Annotated in this window: 22 protein-coding genes and 1 riboswitch; of the genes, 13 read left to right on the top strand and 9 right to left on the bottom strand. The window is 63.1% G+C overall.

Features of this window, described 5'->3' with window-relative positions; translation table 11 throughout:
• Window positions 1-12 precede the first annotated feature (12 nt).
• The 5 genes from NKH21_RS18450 to NKH21_RS18430 form a co-directional block, all read right to left on the bottom strand.
• Window positions 13-1,053 (bottom strand): ABC transporter ATP-binding protein, encoded by a 1,041-nt coding sequence (locus NKH21_RS18450; protein ID WP_352660619.1) that lies wholly within the window; start codon window positions 1,051-1,053, stop codon window positions 13-15.
• 21 nt (window positions 1,054-1,074) lie between these two features.
• A complete protein-coding gene (locus tag NKH21_RS18445; RefSeq protein ID WP_352866716.1) occupies window positions 1,075-1,917 on the bottom strand; it encodes a carbohydrate ABC transporter permease in 843 nt (280 codons plus the stop codon).
• Window positions 1,914-2,759: a carbohydrate ABC transporter permease gene (locus NKH21_RS18440; RefSeq protein WP_352660624.1), complete on the bottom strand. Its 846-nt coding sequence runs from the start codon at window positions 2,757-2,759 to the stop codon at window positions 1,914-1,916. Before NKH21_RS18440 ends, NKH21_RS18445 begins: the two co-directional genes overlap by 4 nt.
• Before the next feature lie 76 nt (window positions 2,760-2,835).
• Entirely contained in the window at window positions 2,836-4,104 is a 1,269-nt protein-coding gene (locus NKH21_RS18435; RefSeq protein ID WP_352660627.1) for an ABC transporter substrate-binding protein, read from the bottom strand.
• 36 nt (window positions 4,105-4,140) lie between these two features.
• A complete protein-coding gene (locus NKH21_RS18430; protein ID WP_352660629.1) occupies window positions 4,141-5,184 on the bottom strand; it encodes a LacI family DNA-binding transcriptional regulator in 1,044 nt (347 codons plus the stop codon).
• Between the two features lie 227 nt (window positions 5,185-5,411).
• Here NKH21_RS18430 and NKH21_RS18425 point away from each other — a divergent pair, with 227 nt between their 5' ends.
• The 10 genes from NKH21_RS18425 to NKH21_RS18380 all read left to right on the top strand — a co-directional run bounded on the left by NKH21_RS18425 (window position 5,412) and on the right by NKH21_RS18380 (window position 17,148).
• Window positions 5,412-6,386: a sugar-binding transcriptional regulator gene (locus NKH21_RS18425; protein ID WP_352866712.1), complete on the top strand. Its 975-nt coding sequence runs from the start codon at window positions 5,412-5,414 to the stop codon at window positions 6,384-6,386.
• A 44-nt stretch (window positions 6,387-6,430) separates the two neighbouring features.
• Window positions 6,431-7,876: an ABC transporter substrate-binding protein gene (locus NKH21_RS18420; protein ID WP_352489459.1), complete on the top strand. Its 1,446-nt coding sequence runs from the start codon at window positions 6,431-6,433 to the stop codon at window positions 7,874-7,876.
• A 152-nt stretch (window positions 7,877-8,028) separates the two neighbouring features.
• A complete protein-coding gene (locus NKH21_RS18415; protein ID WP_292653833.1) occupies window positions 8,029-8,952 on the top strand; it encodes a carbohydrate ABC transporter permease in 924 nt (307 codons plus the stop codon).
• A 9-nt stretch (window positions 8,953-8,961) separates the two neighbouring features.
• Window positions 8,962-9,819, top strand: a complete 858-nt coding sequence (locus NKH21_RS18410) for a carbohydrate ABC transporter permease (protein WP_023676025.1) — start codon at window positions 8,962-8,964, stop codon at window positions 9,817-9,819.
• Between the two features lie 4 nt (window positions 9,820-9,823).
• Window positions 9,824-10,942, top strand: a complete 1,119-nt coding sequence (locus NKH21_RS18405; RefSeq protein WP_352660639.1) for an ABC transporter ATP-binding protein — start codon at window positions 9,824-9,826, stop codon at window positions 10,940-10,942.
• Window positions 10,939-12,063: an ABC transporter ATP-binding protein gene (locus NKH21_RS18400; protein ID WP_352660642.1), complete on the top strand. Its 1,125-nt coding sequence runs from the start codon at window positions 10,939-10,941 to the stop codon at window positions 12,061-12,063. The genes NKH21_RS18405 and NKH21_RS18400 overlap by 4 nt, the downstream gene beginning before the upstream one ends.
• Window positions 12,063-13,625 carry an FGGY-family carbohydrate kinase gene (locus tag NKH21_RS18395; protein ID WP_352660644.1) on the top strand — a complete coding sequence of 521 codons (1,563 nt, stop codon included), beginning with the start codon at window positions 12,063-12,065 and terminating at the stop codon, window positions 13,623-13,625. Before NKH21_RS18400 ends, NKH21_RS18395 begins: the two co-directional genes overlap by 1 nt.
• Window positions 13,626-13,632: 7 nt before the next feature.
• Window positions 13,633-14,673: a 2-hydroxyacid dehydrogenase gene (locus NKH21_RS18390; RefSeq protein WP_352660647.1), complete on the top strand. Its 1,041-nt coding sequence runs from the start codon at window positions 13,633-13,635 to the stop codon at window positions 14,671-14,673.
• Window positions 14,674-14,692: 19 nt separating this feature from the next.
• Window positions 14,693-16,210 carry a glycerol-3-phosphate dehydrogenase gene (locus tag NKH21_RS18385; protein ID WP_352660650.1) on the top strand — a complete coding sequence of 506 codons (1,518 nt, stop codon included), beginning with the start codon at window positions 14,693-14,695 and terminating at the stop codon, window positions 16,208-16,210.
• Window positions 16,210-17,148: a sugar phosphate isomerase/epimerase family protein gene (locus NKH21_RS18380; protein WP_352661303.1), complete on the top strand. Its 939-nt coding sequence runs from the start codon at window positions 16,210-16,212 to the stop codon at window positions 17,146-17,148. The genes NKH21_RS18385 and NKH21_RS18380 overlap by 1 nt, the downstream gene beginning before the upstream one ends.
• A gap of 47 nt (window positions 17,149-17,195) precedes the next feature.
• Here NKH21_RS18380 and fba read toward each other — a convergent pair whose 3' ends face one another.
• Window positions 17,196-18,260, bottom strand: a complete 1,065-nt coding sequence (gene fba, locus NKH21_RS18375; RefSeq protein WP_352660653.1) for a class II fructose-bisphosphate aldolase — start codon at window positions 18,258-18,260, stop codon at window positions 17,196-17,198.
• A gap of 255 nt (window positions 18,261-18,515) precedes the next feature.
• Here fba and NKH21_RS18370 point away from each other — a divergent pair, with 255 nt between their 5' ends.
• Genes NKH21_RS18370 through derI form a run of 3 tightly spaced genes read left to right on the top strand, consistent with a single transcriptional unit; the run spans window position 18,516 to window position 20,519 of the window.
• Window positions 18,516-19,280, top strand: coding sequence for a DeoR/GlpR family DNA-binding transcription regulator (locus NKH21_RS18370; RefSeq protein WP_352866765.1), 765 nt, complete (start codon window positions 18,516-18,518; stop codon window positions 19,278-19,280).
• Window positions 19,281-19,290: 10 nt separating this feature from the next.
• Entirely contained in the window at window positions 19,291-20,049 is a 759-nt protein-coding gene (locus NKH21_RS18365) for a triose-phosphate isomerase (RefSeq protein ID WP_352660657.1), read from the top strand.
• A 26-nt stretch (window positions 20,050-20,075) separates the two neighbouring features.
• Window positions 20,076-20,519, top strand: a complete 444-nt coding sequence (gene derI, locus NKH21_RS18360) for a D-erythrulose-4-phosphate isomerase (RefSeq protein ID WP_254818715.1) — start codon at window positions 20,076-20,078, stop codon at window positions 20,517-20,519.
• On the opposite strand, the gene dhaL is transcribed toward derI, so the two are convergent.
• From dhaL to NKH21_RS18345, 3 genes are all read right to left on the bottom strand, one after another.
• Window positions 20,516-21,154 (bottom strand): dihydroxyacetone kinase subunit DhaL, encoded by a 639-nt coding sequence (gene dhaL, locus NKH21_RS18355; protein ID WP_352660661.1) that lies wholly within the window; start codon window positions 21,152-21,154, stop codon window positions 20,516-20,518. The two genes, derI and dhaL, sit on opposite strands and share 4 nt — an antisense overlap.
• A 9-nt stretch (window positions 21,155-21,163) precedes the next feature.
• The gene (locus NKH21_RS18350; RefSeq protein WP_352660664.1) at window positions 21,164-22,171 is read right to left on the bottom strand and encodes a dihydroxyacetone kinase subunit DhaK; all 1,008 of its coding nucleotides are present in this window, start codon (window positions 22,169-22,171) and stop codon (window positions 21,164-21,166) included.
• Window positions 22,172-22,240: 69 nt separating this feature from the next.
• Window positions 22,241-22,714, bottom strand: a complete 474-nt coding sequence (locus tag NKH21_RS18345) for a 6,7-dimethyl-8-ribityllumazine synthase (RefSeq protein ID WP_352660667.1) — start codon at window positions 22,712-22,714, stop codon at window positions 22,241-22,243.
• Between the two features lie 77 nt (window positions 22,715-22,791).
• Window positions 22,792-22,938: riboswitch (FMN riboswitch) on the bottom strand.
• Window positions 22,939-22,983 lie beyond the last annotated feature (45 nt).

Raw genomic sequence — 22,983 nt, 5'->3', positions numbered from 1 at the left:
TCGAAGGGGGGATCAAAGGGCGTTGGTGGTTTCGGGATCGAACCAGCGGATGCGGTCGGGTTTGGGCAAGAGTCGCAGGTGATCGCCGACAGCGACCGTGACATTCGATTCGAGGATGGCGCGGAACAGGCCGCCCTCGACATCGCAGGTGACCAGCGTGTGCGGTCCGAGCGGCTCGACAACGCGCACGGTGGCGTGCAGTCCTTCGGTGCCGGCGTCGACATCCTCGGGGCGAATGGCGAATTCTATCGTCTGCTTGTCCGATTTCGGGCCAGGCAGCGTCAGCCCGGCGACGGTCCAGCTGCCGTCTGCCGCCTTCGTCGCCGGGATGAAATTCATCGGCGGGTTGCCAATGAAAGAGCCGACGAAGCGGGCCGCCGGATTGCGGTAGACCTCTACCGGCGAGGCGGCCTGGACGATACGGCCCTCGTGCATGACGGCGATGCGATCGGCGAGGCTCATCGCCTCGACCTGGTCATGGGTAACGTAGATGGTGGTGGTCTTGGACGCAGCGAGCACGCCCTTGAGCTCGGCGCGCATTTCGAGCCGCAGCAGCGCGTCGAGGTTCGACAGCGGCTCGTCCATCAGGATCACGTCAGGCTCCATCGCAAGTGCCCGAGCGACTGCCACGCGCTGGCGCTGACCGCCCGAAAGCTGGCCCGAATAGCGCTTCAAAAGCTGCTCGATATGCATGAGCTCCGCGGTGCGGTTGACGCGCCCCTCGACCTCCTGCTGCGGCAGCTTCTTCATGCGCAGGCCGAAGGCGATGTTCTCGAACACGGTCAGGTGCGGAAACACGGCGTAATTCTGAAACACCATGGCGATGCCGCGTTCGCGCGGCGGCAGATGGTCGACGCGACGGCCGCCGATCCAGACCTCGCCCTGGCTTGGCGTTTCCAGCCCGGCGACGATCCTCAGCAGCGTGGTCTTGCCGCAACCCGAGGCGCCAAGCAGCACCATGAATTCCTGGTCGGCGATGGTCAGGTCGATCGAATGCAGCGCGGTGAAGCCGCCGAAACGTTTTGCGACCTGCTTAATGGCGATCTCAGCCATCGGCGTTCTCTTTTGTGCGCGTCATCGGTTCGCGATCCCCCACATGGCGAACAGATATTTGCGAACGGCGAAGATGAAGATCAGCGCCGGGATGACCAGTGCCGCGCCACCGGCGAATTTGAGGTAGAGCGGCGATTCGCCGAGGCCCTGAAGCAGGAAGGCGGTCAGCGTCCGGTTCTCGATGGTGAGCACGGCGGCGGCAAACACCTCGTTCCAGGAGATAGTGAAGGCAAATACCGCCGATGCCGCGATACCCGGCAGCGCCAGCGGTAGAATGATTTTTCGGAATGCCTCCAATCTCGTGCAGCCGAGCGTCCAGGCCGCTTCCTCCAGCTCGACGGGAATGCCGGAGAACAGCGAGAAGGTGATCAGCACCGCAAACGGAAGCGCCAGCGTGGTGTGGACCAGCGCCAGCCCGATCGCGGTGTCGTCGAGGCCGGTGCGGATGAACATCACCGCCAGCGGCAGCGCCAGCAGCGGCAGCGGGAAGGCGCGGGTCATCAGCACAAGGAAACGGAACGTTTCCTTGCCCGGGAATTCGAAGCGCGACAGCGCGTAGCCCGCGGGTGCGCCGAAGCCGATCGAGAGGAGCATCGTCAGCGTGGCGACGAGAACGGAGTTCCACAGCGCCTTGGCGACGCCGGCGAAATTGATGAAGAAAGAAAGGCTGCCGAAATCGAATGACGGGAAGAAGCGCTTAGGAAAGGCGGTCACCTCTTCCGGCGACGACAGCGCGTTGACGATCAACAGATAGATCGGCAGCAGCACCCAGACGCAAAGCAGGATCACAGTGGCGACCAGCAACCAGTTGCCGGCTTTGCGGGCCTCAGGCGCGGCGATCGAAAGCTCCGCGACGGTGCTCATATCCGCGCCTCCTTCGGCACACGCAGCACCCGCAGGAAGAACAGCGTGAAACCGATCGAGATGGCGAGGATGAAAAGCGCCATGGCGGCGGCGACATTGTGGTCCTGCAGCGTGAACTGCCAATTGTAGGTCTCGCCCATCAGCACCGGCAGATTGGTGCCGCCGAGTGCTGCAACCACGGCAAAGACCTCAAAGGCAAGGATGACGCGCAGGATGATCGCCGTCTGCAGGCTTGGGCGCAGCAGAGGCAGCGTGATCTTGATGAAGCGCTTCCACGGGCTGGCGCCAAAAACCTCCGCCGCCTCGTAATATTCCCGGGGGATGAGCCCCATGCCGGCGACCAGAATGACCATCATGATGGCGGTCGCACGCCAGATCTCGGCCAGCGCCACGGCGATGAAGATCGTCAGCTTGCTCTGGTAGCCGAGGAACATGACCGGCCTGTCGATGACGCCGAGATTGGAGAGCAAGGTGTTGAGGAAGCCGGACTGGTCGAAGATGGCGAGCCATATCAGCCCGGCGGCGAGATCGGAAATGCCGAGCGGAATAGCGAAGATGTAGAGCGCGGTGCTGCGCCCGATTTCAAGCCGCGACACCACCGTTGCCATCAGCAGCGCCATGACCAGCTGGATGGGCACGACGACGGCGCTCAGCAGCAGCGTGTTGCGAACAGTGACCGGGAATTTCCAGCTGCCCGCCATGGTGCGGAAATTGTCGAGCGTAAAGCCGCCGTCGCGGGTGAACGCCTCGAAGGCGATCAACACGAACGGGTAGAGGAAAAAGACGCAGAGGAACAGCGTCGCCGGCATCAGCAGCAGATAGGGCAGGGCCTTGCCGTGCATGGAGCGCTCTCTATTCGAAGCTTCAAAAGGGGTGGGCGCCCGGCGCGCTGGAAATCCGGACGCCCGGGGAGGATTCTTAATCGACCGGGCAGGCGCCTTGCGAGGGCTTGTCGGGCGCCCAGCATGGCGCCTTCGCCTGGTCGATGATCGCCTTCAGCGCCGCTGCCTGTTCGTCGAGTACGCCGCGCACATCCTCGCCGCCGAGCACGATGCGCTCGAAGCTGTCGGTGTAGATCTGATTGAACTTGCCGCCGAGGCCGCCAAGTCCCATCGGCAGCAGCGCCGGCAGCGCATCCGGGGCACCGGTCATGGTGGCGATGACCGGGCTGAAGGCCTTTACCGAGGCCGGCATGTCGTCGGGCAGCTTGACGTCGACGATGGGGAAGAAGTTTGTCGCCTTCAGCGTCGCGATCTGGGTTTCCGGTTTCAGCATATAGGCGACCAGCGCCTTGGCCTTGTCCATGTCAGGCGAGGTCTTCGGGATAGCGACGCCGGCCACCACTGGCATGTAGCCGCGGCCTGCCGGGCCAGCCGGCGCCGGGAAGGCGACGAAGTCATCCGGTTTCTGGTTGAAGGCGTCGGCGAGGCGCGCCACGTGGTCGAATGCCACCCAGACTTCGCCGGTCAGCAGCGGCTCCTGCATGAAGGCATAGTTGGTCGAGTTCGGGTTGGTGTATTGCCATAGTTCCTTGAACTTGTTCCACGCCGTCTCGGCCTCCGCCGAGCGGAACTTGGTCACCATCGAGCCGGTATACGATGGAAGGAGAAAACCCTCGAAGAAACGGTGCTTCAGCCCTTTCGGGCCGGCCGGAAAACCGAATTTGGGCGAACCGGTCTTTTCAGCGATGTTTTTCGCCCACTCGATCAGTTGGTCATAAGTGATGGTGTTGAGATCGGTGCCGGCCGGCAGATATTGCAGCGCCTGCTTGTTGGCCGCCATCAGAAAGGTGGCCTGCATCCATGGCAGGTACTTCTGCTCTCCGGTGCCGAGCATGCCGAGTTTCTTGTAGGTCTCGTTGACCTTGACGCCACCGAGATCGATGCCAGAGAGATCGACAAGGTTCGCGCCGACGGTGGAGAAGTCTCCGTGCAGGCCGCCGAGCACGCCTATGGTGCCGGAGCCGGCTTGCAGTTCGGCCTGAAGGCGGGTGAGCCAGGGCCCGTCCTCGGCGACCTGATAGTCGACCTGGCCGTCAAACCCTTTCAGCACCTCACCGCGCATTTTTTGCGTCTCTTCCACAGGTCGCGCCTGTGTCGACCAGAACAACACCTGCTGGGCTTGCGCTGCACCGGCAGCGAGTGACAGCGCCAGCACGGCGCCTGCCAATCTCCGCAACGTATTCATCGTCGTGTTCCTCCCTGGTTGTGCGCCGCTGAGGCGTCAGTTCCGTCCTATGGGTGCCGGGCCATGGCTTGCCCGCGAGACAAGTGTCGGCCGGACCAGCCGCGTCAGTGGCGCGTCCGGCCTGTTGCCGATGACGGTCAGCAGCATCTCGCCGATCTCGCGCGCGCACTGGCGGATCGAGGCGTCGAAAGTGGTTAGCCCAGGCGGCGCATAGGCTGAGGCGGCTATGTTGTCGAAGCCGATCACCGAAAGGTCGCGAGGAACGGCAAGGCCGGCGCGGGCAGCCTCTTCCATCACCGTCAGCGCCAGCTCGTCGAACAGCGCGACAATGGCCGTCGGCCGGTCGGTGGCGTGCAGCAGCCGATTGATTGCCTGGATGCGGGCACCGCGATCGAACCGCGGCGCCGTCGCCACATCGAGCCTGACCGACGGATCGCCTCGGCGGGCGATCGCGGCAGCGAGCCCATCCTGCCTGAGATGGCGAAACGTCATCGGCTCGGAAATCGTCACCAGGCCGAAATGGCGGTGTCCGAGATCGTAGAGCATGTCGAAGGCCTCGCCGAATGCGTGCGCGCCATCGGTATCGAGCCAATGATAGGCAAAGTCACCGTCGAGCAGCCGGCCATGCGCGACGAACGGAAAATTGCGTTGACGCAGATAGGCAAGCCGCTCGTCGACCTCGGCGATGCGGGTGACGACGACCCCATCGGCGCGTCCGGATTCGACGACATGGCGAAGCACTGAAAGTTCCGACTGGCCCTGCGCCGCTGCGGCCAGGATCAGGTCGGAGCCGTGCGAAACCAGCCCTTCGCCGAGCCCTGTGACGAATTCGCCGAGGAAGGAATCGACCAGATTGGGGCCGCGGATCGGCAGCACCATGCCGACAAAACCGCTGCGGCCGGAGACCAGCGTGCGGGCTGCCGTGTTCGGCACATAGCCAGCCTGGCGCGCGGCCTCGGTGACACGTTGGCGCGTTTTCAAGGCGATCTGCTCGTGGCCGGCAAGGGCGCGCGAAACGGTGGTAATCGACAGGCCGAGCTGCGCGGCAAGTTCCTTGAGGGTGGTAACGCGGGCCGGCATCGTTCCTCCCGAACGAAGTTTGAAACGTTTGTAATACGTCCAAGCGAAATTGCAAACGTTTTAAATGCGCATGGTCAGTGTTATTTCTTGCCGGTTGGTTCGCGTGGCTCCTGTTCGGCCCCGACCGGCTGGCTCCCGGATAGCGATTTAAACGCAACGGTTGCTTGACTCGGGCGATGCCTTGTGAAAAATTTTGCAGCAACTGATAAAAATATCAAAGGGCGGAAATGGTTGGTTTTGGCAACGGCCTGCTGCGCGACGATGAGACCGGCATGGCAGCCCGCGCCGCCTGGCTTCACTATGCCGGCGGCCTGACCCAGTCGGAGGTCGCCAAACGGCTCGGCCTGACCAGCCTCAAAGCGCATCGCCTGATTACCAAGGCCAATCAGGAAGGCCTGGTCAAAGTCTATATCGACGGCGAAGTCTCAGAATGCGTGGAACTCGAGGACGAGTTGTCCGGCCGTTACGGTCTCGACTATTGCGAGGTAGTTCCGGACTTCGATGCCGAAGACCTGCCGCTCAAGGCGCTCGGCATCGCGGGCGCGCAGTTTCTCAAGCGCGAGATCGAACGCGGCGAGGAGGCGCTGATCGGCGTCGGCCACGGCCGCACACTTGCCGCCTGCGTGGAATATCTGCCGCGTATATCGGCAGGCAGGATCCGTTTCGTCTCGCTACTTGGCGGCCTGACGCGCAAGTTCTCGGCCAATCCGCATGACGTCATCCACCGCGTCGCCGAACGGACCGGTGCGGAAGCCTATGTGATGCCCGTACCGATGTTCGCCAACACGGCCGAGGATCGAACCGTGTTGCTCGGGCAGAAGGGCGTCAGCGATGTCTTCGACCTCGCCAAGTCCGCCGACTTGCTCATCGCCGGCATCGGCACCGCCGAGCGTGAGGCCTCGCTTGTCGCCACCGGCATGATCGAGAAGGGCGAGATGGAGGAGATCCGCCGCAACGGCGGTGTCGGCGAACTGCTAGGGCATTTCTTTGACGACGCCGGAAAGGCCGTTGCGACGACGCTTTCCGACCGGGCGCTGGCGCTGGCGCGCGAAGACATCAGCAACCGCAGAATTGTCGCCGTCGCCGGCGGCAAGGTGAAGGTTCGCGCCATCAAGTCAGTGCTGGAGGGCCGCTATCTCAAAGGCTTGATAACCGACGAGCGGACGGCGCGATCGCTCGTGGAACAGACGCCGGTCGGGTAGCCGGCAACCATTTCGTCGAAACTACCCTGTGGAGGAGAAGAGAAATGCATGAGAAAGAGAAAGACCTCATCGACGCATTCCTGCGTGGACAAGTCGACCGCCGTGGGCTGATCAAGGGCCTCGGTGCAATGGGCCTTGCCGCCAGCACCGCCGGTACACTGCTCAATTTCGGGCAGACCCGCGCCCTGGCGGCTGATTTCGACTGGCAGGCGCACAAGGGCAAGACCATCAAGCTGTTGCTCAACAAGCATCCTTACGCCGATGCGATGATTGCCAACCTCGACAATTTCAAGAAGTTGACCGGCATGGAAGTCGTCTATGACGTGTTCCCCGAAGACGTTTATTTCGACAAGGTTACCGCCGCGCTGTCGGCCAGCTCGCCCGAATACGATGCCTTCATGACCGGCGCCTACATGACCTGGACCTACGGCCCGGCCGGCTGGATCACCGACCTCAACGAATGGATCAAGGATCCGGCCAAGACCAACCCGAAATATGCCTGGGACGACTTCCTGCCAGGCGTCAAGAATTCCTGCGCCTGGAACGGCCAGCCGGGCGGCGCGCTCGGTTCGGAAGACGCCAAGCAATGGTGCATTCCGTGGGGCTTCGAGCAGAACAACATCACTTACAACAAGGGCATGTTCGACAAGGTCGGCGTCAGCGTTCCCGGCAATATGGATGAGATGGTCGCTACGGCGGCGAAACTTACCAAGGATGTCGGCGGTGGCGTCTACGGCATCGGCGTGCGCGGCTCGCGCTCCTGGGCAACGATCCACCCAGGCTTCCTGTCGGCCTACGCCAATTTCGACCAGAAGGACCTGAACGTCTCGGCTGACGGCAAGCTGTCGGCCGCGATGAGCACCGCCGAATCCAAGGCTTTCCACAAGCAGTGGGTCCAGATGATCCAGGAGAGCGGCCCGAAGGACTGGTCGACCTACACCTGGTACCAGGTCGGCACCGATCTCGGTGCAGGTGCCTCGGCGATGATCTACGACGCCGACATCCTTGGTTACTTCATGAATGGCGGCGACAACAAGATGGCCGGCAAGCTCGCCTTTTCGGCATTCAAGGCCAATCCTGCCGCCAAGGCGCCGACGCCTAACATCTGGATCTGGTCGCTGTCGATGTCCAACTTCTCGAAGGACAAGGACGCCACCTGGTACTTCATGCAATGGGCATCCGGACCCGAGCACGCGTTGTTCGGTGCGACCAAGATGGACTTCGTCAATCCGGTCCGTCAGTCGGTCTGGAACGACCAGATGTTCCGCGACAAGCTGAACAAGAGCTATCCGGGTTATGTCGAGATGTTCGACGTCTCGGCGCCGGGCGCCAGCATCAAGTTCACTCCGCAGCCGCTGTTCTTTGATCTCACCACCGAATGGGCGGCGACGCTGCAGAAGATGGTGGCCAAGGAAGTGCCGGTCGACGAGGGCCTCGACAAGCTGGCCGAGAGCATCAACAGCCAGCTCAAGGAAGCCGGGCTCGGCTAGGCCGCGGCCAAGGCTGGCCCGTCCGCGGGCCAGCCTTTGAGATGTGATACGTTTGCGACGCGGTCCCGAAAGGTGCCGCCTGCTCGCCCGACCGGCCGCCTTGCTCCCTTGGGCGGCCGGGACGGCGAAGCAACAGGATGACGGAGCAGCCGATGACTGCGGCAACAATACAAAGAAACAGGCCATCGGGCTTCAGGATCAGCAAGCGGGTGCTGCCCTATCTCCTCAGCCTGCCGGCCCTGCTGGTCTGCATCGGCATCCTGATCCCGTTCTTCACATCGGTGGTCTATTCGTTCCAGCGCTACCGGTTAAGTCAGCCCTGGGCGCGGCAGTTCAACTGGGGCGACAACTATATCTCCTTCTTCACGGACCCGAAGTTCTGGAACACGCTGGAGATATCGCTGCTCTACGCCGGCATCACCGTTGTGCTCGAACTGCTTCTCGGTCTCGGCATCGCCATGCTGCTGCAGAAGCGCTCGACGCTGAACAACTTCATCTCGATCATGCTGCTGATGCCGCTGATGACGGCACCGGCGCTCGCCGCGCTGATGTGGAAGCTGATGACCAACCCCGGTTTCGGCGTGCTCAGCTATCTTGCCAGCCTGATCGGCCTGCAGGATTTCCGCTGGGCCTCATCGCCGTCGACGGCGCTGCTCACCGTCGTGCTCGTCGACATCTGGGTCTACACGCCTTTCATCATGATCCTGCTGCTTGCAGGCCTGCGCAGTCTGCCGACGCAGCCATTCGAGGCGGCAGCACTCGATGGCGTGCCACGCAGCTTCGTCTTCTTCCGCATCACACTGCCGATGCTGACGCCCTACATCCTGACGGCGACTTTGTTCCGCCTGCTCGATTCCATCCAGCAGTTCGACATCATCTACGCCATGACGCAGGGCGGCCCAGGCGATACGCTGACCGTGTTCCAGGTCGAGGCCTATCTCAACTTCTTCCAGTCGACCAATGTCGGCCGCTCGGCGGCGCTGATGATCATCCTGTGGGCGATCACCTATTTCCTCTCGAACATTTTCATCAAGAACTGGCTGCGGCTGCGCGAACGCGCCCGCGGCCAGGCATAGGAGGCTGGCGTGGAACACACCTCGCTTCTCGAACGCATCCTGCGCGGCATTGCCCTGGCGCTGGTCGTGATCTTCTTCATGTTCCCGATCGTCTGGATCCTGATGATGTCGTTCCAGACCAACGAGACAATCCTGCGGATTCCGCCGCAGCTTGTCTTCGAGCCGACGCTCGCCAACTACACGGCCTTGATCACCGGCAAGCTGATGACGGCGGCCGGCACGCTCGACATCGCCTTCATGCGCAACCTGTGGAATTCCGTCTTCCTGTCGGTCACCTCGGTTGCCGTCGCGTTGCTGCTCGGCGTTCCGGCGGCCTACGCCTTTGCGCGGCACAAATTCCGCGGCTCGGAGGACATTGCCTTTACGCTGCTGTCGTTCCGGTTTGCGCCGGCGCTGCTGGTGCTCCTGCCGCTCACCCTCTATTTCCAGAAGCTCGGGCTGGCCAACACCTATATCGGGCTGATCTGGGTCTATCAGCTGATCTGCCTGCCGTTGATCCTGTGGATCGTGCGCGGTTATTTCGAGGACATTCCCGCCGACATCGAATACGCCTACCGCATCGCCGGCCATTCCTGGTTTGCCACCTTCCGCAAGATTGCGCTGCCGCTCGCCGGCCCAGGTATTGCCGCTGCCGGTCTGCTCGCCTTCATCTTTGCCTGGAACAATTTCGTTTTTGCATTGGTGCTCGCCTCGGCCGACAAGCAGCCGGTGACGGTCGGCGCGCTCGCCTTCATCACCTCCTCGGGGATCCAGTATGGCCAGATCTCGGCGGCGATCGTGCTGTCGATCACGCCGACGCTGGCGCTCGCGCTCTATGCGCAACGCTATCTCGTCGAAGGCCTGTCGCTTGGCGCGGTGAAAGGATAGTCCGATGGCAAGCCTCGAACTGCGAAACATCGTCAAGCGCTATAAAAGCCAGACCGTTCTCGACAATCTGTCGCTGACCGTCGCCGACGGCGAAACGCTGGTCCTGTTCGGGCCGTCCGGCGCCGGCAAGACGGTGCTATTGCGGCTGGTGGCCGGCGTCATCGACCCCGACGAGGGAAAGATCCTCATCGGCGGCGAGGACATGACCGATCTCGACGCCGAGTTCCGCGGCGTCGGCATGGCCTTCCAGAACTTCGCGCTGTTCCCGCATATGACGGCGTTCGATAACATTGCGACGCCGCTGCAGGCGAAGCACTCGTCGCAAGGAACGATAAAGACCGGCGTCGAGAGCGTCGCCAAGCTGTTGAAAATCGGCCATGTGCTCAGCCACAAGCCGCGGGCGCTGTCCAACGGCCAGAAGCAACGCACCGCGCTTGCCCGCGCGCTGGTCGGCTCGCCGCCGCTTCTGCTGCTCGATGACCCCTTGCGCAACGTCGATGCCAAATTGCGCTTTGAAATGCGGCTGGAATTGCCAAGACTGCTGGCGGATCGTGGCGCGACCGTCATCTACGTCACCCAGGACTATAAGGAGGCAATGGCGCTCGGTGACCGCATCGCGGTGATGTCGCAGGGCGTCGTCAAACAGCTCGGCACGCCCGAACAGATCTATCGCGAGCCGGCCAATGTCGAGATTGCCCGGCTGTTCGGCGACCCGACCATCAACCTTCTGGACGTCAAGCCGTCGCGGGACGCCAAAGGCATCTATGTCGGCCTGTCCAACGTCCAGGTCCATCTTGCCGGCGCTCACGAGGCGGCGGTCGGCCGCGACTGCGTGATCGGTTTGCGGCCGGAGGCGCTGGCGTTTGTCGATGAAGGCACGCCCGGCGCCATCCCGGTGACGGTTGAGGCCGAGACGCCACTCAACGAGAAGATCGTCACGCTGGTGCGAACCGTGCGCGGCCGTGAAATCCTGGTCTCGCGTCCTTCCGGGACGCCGGGCCGATCCGAGGGCAAGGTCCACATTGCCGTCGACAGCAAAAGCGCCCTTTTGTTCGATCGCACAAGCGGCGAGCGCATCGGCTCGAAAAACGTCGTCAATTTGCGCAGTGGAGAAGCGGCATGAGCCCGACCGCAATCACCATTTCGGGCGTCGACAAGTTCTATGGCCCGATCGACCGCGGCGTGCATGCGGTCAAGAACCTGACGATGGAAATCGCCAAGGGTGAGATCGTGGCGCTGCTCGGCTCGTCCGGCTGCGGCAAGACCTCGACATTGCGCATGATCGCAGGCTTCGAAGAGGTCTCGCGCGGAACCATCGCGGTTGCGGGCCGCAAGGTGCACACGTTGCCGCCGGTCAGGCGCAACGTCGCAATGGCCTTCGAGGGCTATTCGCTCTACCCGCCTCTGACCGTGCGTGAGAACATGGCATTCGCCCTCAAGGCCGCCAGGCTGGCGAAGAGTGCGGTCGATACAAAGGTTGCCAACATCGCCAAGCTGCTCGAGATCGAGGACATTCTCGAGCGCTATCCGAGCTCGATCTCCGGCGGCCAGCAGCAGCGCGCCAGCCTCGGCCGGGCGCTGATCCGCGAGGCCGACCTGCATCTGCTGGACGAGCCGATGGGCCAACTCGAGCCGCAGCTTCGCGCCGTGCTGCGCGGCCGCATCAAGCATTTCATCAAGGAGCGTGGCCTGACCGCGATCCTGGTCACCCACGACCAGACCGAGGCCAATGCGCTGGCCGATCGCATCGCTGTCATGGAGGGCGGCGTGCTGCAGCAGTTCGACACGCCTGACAGGCTCAAGGAGCGGCCGGCAAACCTGTTCACCGGCACCTTCGTCGGCGAGCCGCCGATGAATGTCTTCGAGGCCTATGTCGGCACGGCTGCCGGCAAGATCAGTCTCAAGCTGCCCGACGGGCTTTCGCTCGACTACGACAAGGATGCGTTCAGCGGCCCGGTTCGCGACGAATTGCTCAACCGGCAGCGCGTCGTCATCGGCGTCAGGCCCTATGCGGTCCGCCGCTCGAAGGATGGTGTGCCGGCGACGGTTTCGGCCAATCAATGGCTCGGCGACCAGACCCATATCGCCGCCGATTTCGCCGGCGGTTCGCTGGTCCTGGTCGAACATGACCGGACGCGCCTGGAGCTCGGTGCACCGATCAAGATCAGCATCGATCCGAAAAACCTCCACGTCTTCGATCAGGCGAGTGGTGACGCCATTTCGCACGGCACGGAGCTTGCCTGATGCGGGATGTGCTGATCGGCATCGATGCCGGCACGTCTGTCATAAAATCCGTCGCCTTCGACACGGCGGGCGGACAGATCGCGGTCGCCGCGCTGCCCAATAAATACGAGACACTGCCGGGCGGCGGCGCCGAGCAGGACCTGGCCCGCACCTGGGCCGATACCGCGACGACCTTGCGCGAGCTTGCCGACAAGGTGCCGGATCTCGCCAGCCGGACCATTGCCATCGCCGTGACCGGGCAGGGCGACGGTACCTGGCTGATCGACAAGGATGGCGAGCCGGTGGCCAAGGGCTGGCTGTGGCTCGACGCGCGCGCTGCCGCGGTCGTCGAGGAGATCCGCGCGCGGCCAGAGGACCGGGTGCGCTTCGAAAAGACCGGCAGCGGGCTCGCTGCCTGCCAGCAGGGATCGCAGTTCGTGTTCATGAAGCGCCACATGCCCGCGATGCTTGCCAATGCAGCGACGGCGTTCCACTGCAAGGACTGGCTCTATTTCAAGTTGACCGGCCACCGCGCCACCGACCCGTCCGAGGGAACTTTCACCTTCGGTGACTTCCGCACGCGCGGCTATTCAGATGATGTGCTCGAGGTACTCGGCGTCACCGATCTCCGGCATCTATTGCCGCCCATCGTCGATGGCACCAGGCAAAGCACCTCGCTGTCGGCGGCAGCAGCCGATGCGACCGGCCTGCTCGCCGGCACACCGGTCGTTCTAGCCTATGTCGATGTCGCCTGCACGGCGCTTGGGGCCGGCCTGTTCGATCGCGAGCGCAAGCCGGGATGCTCGATCATCGGCTCCACCGGAATGCATATGCGGCTCGCCGAAACGCCGGACGAGGTGCTGCTCAACGAGGCTGCAACCGGCTACACGATGACGATGCCGGCACCAGGCGTCTTTGCGCAGATGCAGTCGAACATGGCGGCAACGCTCAATATCGACTGGGTCCTTGGCCTCGCCTCCGGCATTCTCGCCTCGCAAGGCATCACGCGGACCAATGGCGAGATGATCGCGCTGGTCGACCAGTGGATATCGTCGTCCGAGCCAGGCTCTCTGCTCTACCAGCCCTATGTCTCGGAGGCAGGCGAGCGCGGGCCATTCGTCGATGCCAATGCCAGGGCAGGCTTCGTCGGCATTTCGTCCAGGCACGGCTATGCCGACATGGTCCGCGCGGTGTTCGAGGGGCTGGCTTTCGCGGCACGCGATTGCTACGCCGCCATGGGGCCGCTGCCCAAGGAAATCCGCCTGACCGGCGGAGCGGCCAGGAGCCCGGCGCTGCGCAAGATCCTGGGTGCTGCGGTCGGCGCCGACATTCGCACCAGCGAGCGCGAGGAGGCTGGTGCTGCGGGCGCTGCAATGATTGCTGCGGTCTGCGTCGGCCAGTACGCATCGATGGACGATTGCGTCAGTGAATGGGTCACACCTTTGCTCCGTGCGGCCGAACCCAGCGACCGGAAACTTGCCGCTGCCTATGAGGCGATGGCTCCGTCCTACGCATTGGCGCATGAGGCGCTGCGGCCGGTCTGGCGTTCGATGGCCGCGTCCAGGCAAACCGACGTGAATTGAGAAGAGCATGCCCAAGAAAATTGCGATCATCGGCGACCGCTTCATGCTTCCGGAAGTGTTTCGCGAGAAAATCGAAGCGGCCTGCGGCGACAATATCGACATCCGCACCGTTGAGACCGCTTGGCCCGACGAGCCAATGCAATTCGGCAATGCCGCGCTTAGTCTGGATAAGGTCAAGGAATATTTCGGCGATCCCGACGAGGTGGTGGATTTCATCGGCGACGCCGAAATCTTCGTCACCCAGCTTGCGCCGCTCTCCGAAGCCATGATGCAGCGCCTGCCCACGCTCAAGCTGGTTGTGGTGTCGCGCGGCGGGCCGATCAACATCGACATGGCGGCCGCCAAGGCCCATGGCATTACCGTTGTCAACGTGCCCGGCCGCAATGCCAGCGCCGTAGCCGAGTTCACCATCGGCGCCATTCTCGCCGAGACGCGGCTGATCCGCGTCGGCCACGAAGCCTTGCGCAAGGGCGAGTGGCGCGGCGATCTCTACCGCGCCGACCGCACCGGCCGCGAGCTCAACGAAATGACCGTCGGCGTCATCGGTTACGGCAATATCGGCACCAGGCTGGTTCGCCTGCTGCGCGCCTTCGGCTGCCGCATCCTGGTCTGCGATCCCTATGTGCAATTGAGCGCCGAGGACCGCAATGCCGGCGTCGAACTGGTTGCGCTGGACGATCTCCTGTCGCGCTCCGACGTGGTCACGCTGCATTCCCGGGTCACCGAAGAGACGCGGGGTCTGATCGGCAAGGACGCCATCGCCCGGATGAAACCCGGCGTGATCTTCGTCAATACCGCGCGCGGACCGCTGGTCGACTACGATGCGCTCTACGAGGCGCTCGTCTCGGGACACATCGGCAGTGCTATGCTGGAGACGTTCGCCGTCGAGCCAGTGCCTGCCGACTGGCCGCTGTTGCAGCTGCCGAACGTGACGCTGACGCCGCATATCGCCGGCGCGTCGGTACGCACCGTGACCTACGCGGCCGAGCAGGCGGCGGAGGAAGTGCGCCGCTTCATCGCCGGCCTGCCTCCGGTCAATCCATGCTGACGACAGGGCATAGAGCGAGATGAGCGGTGAAACCGAAATCGTCGACCTCTTCGTCATCGGCGGCGGCGTCAATGGCGCCGGCATCGCGCGCGATGCGGCAGGCCGGGGCCTGTCGGTCATTCTTTGCGAAAAAGACGATCTCGCCGAGGGCACCAGTTCGCGATCGGGAAAGCTCGTTCATGGCGGTTTGCGCTATCTCGAATATTACGAGTTCCGCTTGGTGCGGGAGGCGCTGATCGAACGCGAGGTGCTGCTCGAATCCGCGCCGCACATAATCTGGCCGATGCGCTTCGTGCTGCCGCACAGCCCCGATGACCGGCCGGCCTGGCTGGTCCGGCTCGGCCTGTTCCTCTACGACCATCTTGGCGGCCGCAAGCGGCTGCCGGCCACGCGCACGCTCGACCTGCGAACCGCGCCAGAAGGCGCGCCGATCAAGGACGCCTTCAAGCGCGGCTTCGAATATTCCGACTGCTGGGTCGATGACGCTCGCCTGGTCGTCATCAACGCGCTCGACGCCGCTGAGCGCGGAGCCAGGATATTCACCCGCACCGCCTGCATCGCCGCCCGTCGCGAAAACGGCCTGTGGTCGGTGGAGATGCGCGACGGTCGAACCGGCGTCAGGACCACAGTTCGGGCACGGGCGCTGATCAACGCCGCCGGACCCTGGGTCAACGACGTCATCAACCGCGTCGCCGGCCAGAATTCCAGGCGCAACGTGCGCCTGGTCAAGGGCAGCCACATCGTCGTGCCGAAATTCTGGGAAGGGCGGCAGGCCTATCTCGTCCAAAACAGCGACAAGCGGGTGATCTTCATCAATCCCTATCAGAACGACCTCGCGCTGATCGGCACCACCGACATTCCCTATGAAGGGCGGCCGGAGGACGTGACCGCCGATGCGAGCGAGATCGATTACCTGATCAAGGCAGTCAATCGCTACTTCAAGCGCCAGCTCGCACGAAGCGACGTCGTCTACTCGTTTTCCGGCGTCAGGCCGCTTTATGACGACAATGCCGACAATCCGAGCGCGGTCACCCGCGACTACATATTCGAACTCGACGCACCGGCTGGGCAGGCGCCGCTGCTTTCGGTCTTCGGCGGCAAGATCACCACCTTCCGCAAATTGGCCGAGCACGCGCTCGACCGTATCGCCCCGTTCTTTTCGAAAATGGGCAAGCCGTGGACCTCGAAAGGGCACCTGCCGGGCGGCGATATCGCCAATGCCGATTTGGAGCAGTTTCTGGGCGACCTCGGCCATGAATTCCTCTGGATGCCGGCATCGCTGGTCAAGCATTATGGCAGGCTCTACGGCACAAGGACGCGCGATCTGGTCGGCGCGGCCACCTCGCTCGCCGAACTGGGCCGGCGCTTCGGCAAGGATTTTTTCGAGCGCGAAGCCAATTACCTGTTCGAGCATGAATGGGCCGAGACCGCCGCCGATATTCTCGACAGGCGCACCAAGCACGGCCTGCATCTGTCCGCCGCGGAAAGAACCGCCTTCGAGGACTGGTGCTCGAGCCGGCTGGCAAAGGCCGGCTGATGGCCTTCACGCTTTCGCTCAATACCAATCCGCTGGTCAACCGCTTTGCGGAGCCGGACGACCTGATCGACGCGATCGCCTATCAGATCGGTATCAGGGACGTGCAGCTCACGCATGAATTCGTCAATCCCGGCTGGCCGGCGGCGACGATCGCCAAATTCGTCCGCCTGTTCCGTACCGCGCTTAACCGCACCGGCGTGCGCGTGACCTCCGCGATGACCGGCCCTTACGGCCGGCTCAATCATTTCGGCCATCCCGATGCCGACGTGCGGGGTTACTACGTCGACTGGTTCAAGACCTTTGCCGAAATTTCGGTCGAGCTCGGCGCCGCGGGCATGGGCACGCAATTCGCGATCTTCACCCATCGTGACTACGACGATCCTGAGCGTCGCGCGCGGCTTTTCGACATCGCGCTGGGATGCTGGCGCGAGGTCGCCGAGCATGCCAAAGCAGCCGGCTTGACCTACCTGTTCTGGGAGCCGATGTCGGTCGGCCGCGAGTTCGGCCATACGATCGAGAGCTGCCGGATGCTGCAAAGCGAAATCGATGCGGCAGGGATAGCGATCCCGCTCAAGATGATGGTCGACATCGACCATGGCGACGTGACGTCGAGCAATCCGGACGACATCGACCCCTATGCCTGGGCCGAAGCCTTTCCCCGGCAGTCGCCGATCATCCACGTCAAGCAATCGTCGATGAACAAGGGCGGCCATTGGCCGTTCACTGCGACCTACAACATCGACGGCCGCATCACGCCGGAAAAGCTCCTTCAGACGGTTCGCCGTGGCGGCGGCGTCGACAACGAGATCTGCCTCGAACTGTCATTCCGCGAGCGCGAGCCGGTCGACCATCAGGTCGTCGCCATGATCCGCGAGTCGGTCGACTACTGGGCACCATTTATCGAGACCGGCCGGGCCGATCTCTTGCCGCGAGTATGATCGGATGAGCAGGAGCCGAAGCGGCTCCTGCTCAGAACCGGAATATGTCAGCCAAATTTCGGATCGAGGCTTCCGGACTTGTAACGTTTGGCCATTTCCGACAGCGGCAGCGGCTTGATCTTGGGAGCGTTGCCGGCGGTGCCGAACTGCTCGAAGCGCTCCTTGCACAGCTTCCGCATGGCGGCCATTGCCGGCGTCAGATATTTGCGCGGATCGAATTCGCTCGGGTTCTCGGTCAGCACCTTGCGGATCGCGCCGGTCAGCGCCATGCGGTTGTCAGTATCGATATTGATCTTGCGCACGCCGTGCTTGATGCCGCGCTGGATTTCCTCGACCGGCACCCCCCATGTCGGCTTCATCTGGCCGCCATATTTGTTGATGATCTCCTGCAGCTCCTCCGGCACCGAGGACGAGCCGTGCATGACGAGATGCATGCTCGGCAGACGCCGGTGGATTTCCTCGATGACGTTCATGGCCAGCACGGCGCCATCCGGCTTGCGGCTGAACTTGTAGGCGCCGTGGCTGGTACCCATGGCGACTGCCAGCGCATCGACACGGGTGTCGCGCACGAATTGTTCGGCCTGCACCGGGTCGGTCAGCAGCTGGTCGTGGCTGATGACGCCCTCGACGCCATGGCCGTCTTCCTGTTCGCCGCCGCCCATCTCCAGCGATCCGAGAACGCCGATCTCGCCTTCCACCGAGACACCGCCCCAATGCGCCATGTCGACGACGCGGCGGGTGATGCCGGAATTATAGGCGTAGTCGGCCGGCGTCTTGCCGTCTTCCTTCAGCGATCCGTCCATCATCACAGAGGTGAAGCCGTGCTGGATCGCGGTGACGCAGGTCGCTTCGTTGTTGCCATGGTCGAGATGCATGCAGATTGGGATATCGGGATGGATTTCGACCAGCGCGTCGATCAGCTTGGCCAACACCACGTCGTTGGCGTAGGCTCGCGCGCCGCGGCTCGCCTGCAGGATAACCGGCGATTTGGTCTCCTCGGCTGCCTCCATGATAGCGAGGCCCTGTTCCATATTGTTCATGTTGAAGGCAGGCACGCCATAGCCGTATTCGGCGGCATGATCGAGCAATTGTCTCAGTGTGATGCGAGCCACTCAGTAGTCTCCCGTATCCGGTTTCGAGCCAGTGTTTGCGGGCTGTTCGGTTGTCGTCGAGCCCCTAATGCTTCTGGCCGGATTTCCGCGGCACCGCAACCGCTGGGCGCTCGGCCGGCAGCAATTCTTGTTACAGCACGCGACCAGAAGCGCATGATATCCCATAAAGATATAACATTATCACAAAAAATTTGGTGGCTTGTGCGACGTTTGCTGTTATATCTCGGAGCCGGGGTGCACGAGGAAGCCGCGGAAATGAAGAGCGACGGCCGTCGGCAAGGCATCATGGATTTTCTGATGGACATCGGCACCGCCAGTGTCGACGATCTTGCCTCGCGCTTCGGCGTGTCGAAGATGACCGTCCACCGCGACCTCGACGAGCTCGAGGAAAGCGGTTTTCTGCGCAAGGTGCGCGGCGGCGCCTCGATCCAGCCGAGCAGCCTTTTCGAGAGCGATTTCCGCTACCGCCAGCGGCTGGCCGGCGACGAGAAGAAGCGCATCGCCGCCGCTGCCGTGACGATCATCGAACCGGGTCAGACGGTGATCATCGACGACGGCTCGACCGCGGGGGGCGTTGCTCGGCATCTTGCCGATCTGCGTCCGCTAACGGTGATCTCGAACAATCTGGCCGTCATCCAGGATTTGGCGGGCGTTGCCGGGATTAACCTGATTGCGCTCGGCGGCCAATACAGCAAGAAGTTTCACGGTTTCTTCGGCCTGCTCGCCGAAGACACGCTGAAATCATTGCGCGCCGATGTCGCGTTCCTGTCGTCATCGGCCATTCATGGTGCCTCGGCCTTTCACCAGGATCAGGAAGTGGTCCAGACCAAACGGCTGATGATGGCCGCAGCAGCGCGCAAATATCTGCTGGTCGATCATGGGAAATTCGGCCGCACTGCCTTGCACTTCCTGACCGATCTCAAGGCCTTTGACACGGTCTTCACCGGCCGCGAGCCGCAGCCGCAGATGCGCGCCGCGCTGGATGGTGCCGGCGTTTCGCTGACAGTGATCGCAGAATAGGAGGGCACGTATGGTTTATTGGGTCGGCACCAGCTGGAAAATGAACAAGACGCTCGCCGAAGCGATGATTTTCGCCGAGGCGCTGGCGGAGTTCGTCCCCGGTTTCGACGAGCGCATCCAGCTTTTCGTCATCCCGCCTTTCACGGCGATCCGCGAGGTCAAGAAAGCGCTGTCGCCGACGCGCATCAAGGTCGGCGCGCAGAACATGCATTGGGCCGACGCCGGCGCCTGGACCGGCGAGATCTCGCCGGTGATGCTGAAAGACTGCGAACTTGATATGGTAGAATTGGGTCACAGCGAACGGCGCGAGCATTTCGGCGAGACCGACAAGGCGGTCGGGCTGAAGACTGCGGCCGCGGTGAAGCACGGCTTGGTGCCGCTGATCTGTGTCGGCGAGACTCTGGCACAGCGAGACAGCGGCCAGGCCGCTGCGGTGCTGGCCCTGCAGGTGCACGGCGCGCTGCAGTTTCTCGAAGGCGCGGCGAAGGCGGCGACGATCCTGTTTGCCTATGAGCCGGTCTGGGCGATCGGCGATAAGGGCGTGCCGGCCAGTTCGGACTACGCAGACAGGCAGCAGGCGCTGATCAAGAAAATCGCCCGCGACCTGCTGCGAGTTGTGCCGCCGGTGCTTTATGGCGGCAGCGTCAATCCGCAAAATGCCGCCGAACTGGTCGGCCAGCCCAATATCGACGGCTTGTTCATCGGCCGCTCGGCCTGGCAGGCGGAAGGCTATATCGACATCCTCCAACGCGCCTCGGCGGCGATCTGAAGCATCGAACAGGAAGGAAACCGAACATGAAAATAGCCATTGGAGCTGATAGCGCCGGCAAGCCGCTGCTCGACGTCATTGCCGCTCACCTCGCCACCAAGCCCGGCCTCACGGTCAGCGACCTCAGCCAGGCGGGCTACTATGCCGACCTGTCGCAGAAGCTCGCGCAGACGATCCTGGACGGCGAAAACGACCGCGGCATCCTGTTTTGCGGCACCGGCATCGGCGTATCCATATCCGCCAACAAGGTCCCCGGCATTCGCGCTGCACTCACCCACGACACCTATTCGGCCGAGCGCGCTGCAAAATCCAACAACGCCCAGATCATCACCATGGGCGCGCGCGTCATCGGCCCGGAACTGGCCAAGTCGATCGTCGACGCCTGGCTCGCATCGGAATTCGATGAGAAGGGACCATCGGCCGGCAATGTCCAGGCCATCGACAGGCTCGACGCGGCGAAGCGGGGTTAGACCAGACTGTTCCGCATCGCCCTGATGATCGTCACGGCCGATGCGGCGCCGGGGTCCATGTGCCCCAACGAGCGCTCGCCGAGCCGCGATGAGCGGCCCTTGGCGGCGATCATGTCCTTGGTCGCCTCGGCACCTCGTTCGGCCGCCGCAAGTGCAGCCTCCAGGCTCTCGGACAGGCTCTTGCCGGCTTCCTGCGCGGCACAAGCTGCCTGCGTCGCCGGCAGCCAGGCGTCGACCATCGTCTTTTCGCCGAGCTCGGCCTTGCCGCGATCCTGGATGCCTTGCGCCATCGCCCGGAACATGGCGACGACGTCTACGTCCTCTAGAATTGCCCTGCCTTTGACGGCGACGGCACCGCGCATGAAGGCCGTCGCATAGAGCGGGCCTGACGAGGCGCCGACCGCGTTGAGGAACGACTTTGCCGCGGTGTTGAGCAGTGCCGTCGGCTCGGTCGCCGAGAGATCGAGCGAGGCGAGCGCATCGCGCACCGCGCCGAAGCCGAGCGCCATGGCGATGCCGTGGTCGGCGTCGCCGATGACGCCGTCGAGTTGGCAGAGCCTGTCCTTGTCGGCGTCGATCGCCACCGCGATCGCATCGAACATTCCTTTCAAGCCGGCTGAATCGATCGACGTCATGATGCTCTCTCAGCCGGCGCGGAACATGGCGCAGTCGCAAGGGTGGTCGAGCATCTCCTGCAATTCGCCGTCGAGATGCATCAGCGTCACCGAGGCGCCGGCCATTTCGAGCGAGGTGCAATAATTGCCGACCCAGGTCGCGTGGACAGAAACGCCGATGTCGTCGAGCCTCTGCTTGACCCGCCGGTTCATGATGTAGAGCTCCATCAGCGGCGTCGAACCGAGCGAATTGACCAGCACGGCGACCTTGTCGCCGCGCGTCGGCGCCATCTCGTCAAGGATCTTGTCCAGCATCTCGTCGGTGATCTCGTCGGCCGTCTTTAGTTTTCCACGCGCGGTGCCCGGCTCGCCATGGATGCCCATGCCGATCTCCATCTCGTCCGGTCCGATCTCGAAATTCGGCCGGCGGGTCTGCGGCAGCGAACAGGGCGAAAGCGCCACGCCCATAGTGAACGTCTGATCGTTGGCCTTCCTGGCGATACGCTCGCATTCATCGAATGACAGCATCCGGTCGCATGCGGCACCGACAGCCTTGAAGATGAAGAAATTGCCGGCGACGCCGCGCCGCTTCTGTCTCTGGTCGCGCGGCGCCGAGGCGACGTCGTCGGTGGTCAGCACGGTGCGCACTTCGATGTTGTCCATTGCCGCCATTTCGGCGGCCATGTCGAAATTCATCACGTCGCCGGCATAGTTGCCGTACATGAACAGCACACCGGTACCGCCGCTGGCCGCTTTGGCGCATTCGAGGATCGGGTCCGGCGGCGGCGAGGCGAAGACATTGCCGATCGCGGCCGCGTCGGCAAGCCCCTTGCCGACAAAGCCGAGGAAGGTCGGCTCGTGGCCCGAGCCACCACCGATGACGAGGCCGACCTTGCCGGGGCGTGGCCCGTCGCGGGCGACGATGGAGCGGGGGCTGCCGTCCGCACGTCTGAGATGGCGCGGATGCGCGGCCAGAATGCCCTCCAGCATCTCGTCGACGGAGCGGTTGCCGTCATTGATGATCTTCTTGGTCTGCACCGGCATCCTCCCTGGTTTTCGTGAGATACTACAGCGCCTTACCGGGATTTCCACCCGGCGACGGAGGTTTCACGCCGCGATGCGTTCGCGTGTCGCCAGCAGTTGCACGCAGGCGCTGGCCGCCTCTTTGCCCTTGACCCTGAAATGCTCGAAAAAGAAGCGGTGATGGTCAGCGCTGTCATGGTAGTTGTGCGGCGTCAGCACCGCCGACAGCACCGGCACGCCAGTTGACAATTGCACGTTCATCATGCCGTCGATGACCGCGCTCGCCACGAACTCATGCCGGTAGATGCCGCCGTTGACGACGAACGCGGCGCCGAGGATAGCGGCATAGCGGCCGGTTTCGGCAAGCGTCTTTGCATGCAGGGGAATCTCATAGGCGCCGGGAACATCGAAGACATCGACGGCAAAGCGTTTCTCTCCGAGAACCGCCAGTTCCGCCTCGAATGCTTCAACGCATTGGTCGACGATATCGGCGTGCCAGCGCGCCCGAATGACGGCGACGCGGATCGTTTCATAGTCGTTATGGGAATGCTGATTCATGGGTCCATCCTTCCGTTTCGAACCAGAATCAGGACGCACGATACGGAGTTCGAACCGCGAAAGCGGATCGTCTTCCATTTCGTTCTCTTCCATCCGGACTGTGACCGTCGGCTCCGGAATCGCACCGGATCTGCTGACCTTTCCGATCATCTGGAAAGCGCTCGCGGGCTTGGGCCGAGACCCTTACCGCCGGTGGGGACTTTCACCCCGCCCTGAGAACATTGACGGCCTTTGTATGAAAGGGCTGGATGGCGCTGTCAACCACCGGC

Origin of the sequence: Mesorhizobium sp. M1329, assembly GCF_040318035.1 — a bacterium.
In the GTDB taxonomy this organism is placed as follows: Bacteria; Pseudomonadota; Alphaproteobacteria; order Rhizobiales; family Rhizobiaceae; genus Mesorhizobium.
This window is presented reverse-complemented; position numbering and strand designations above follow the sequence as displayed.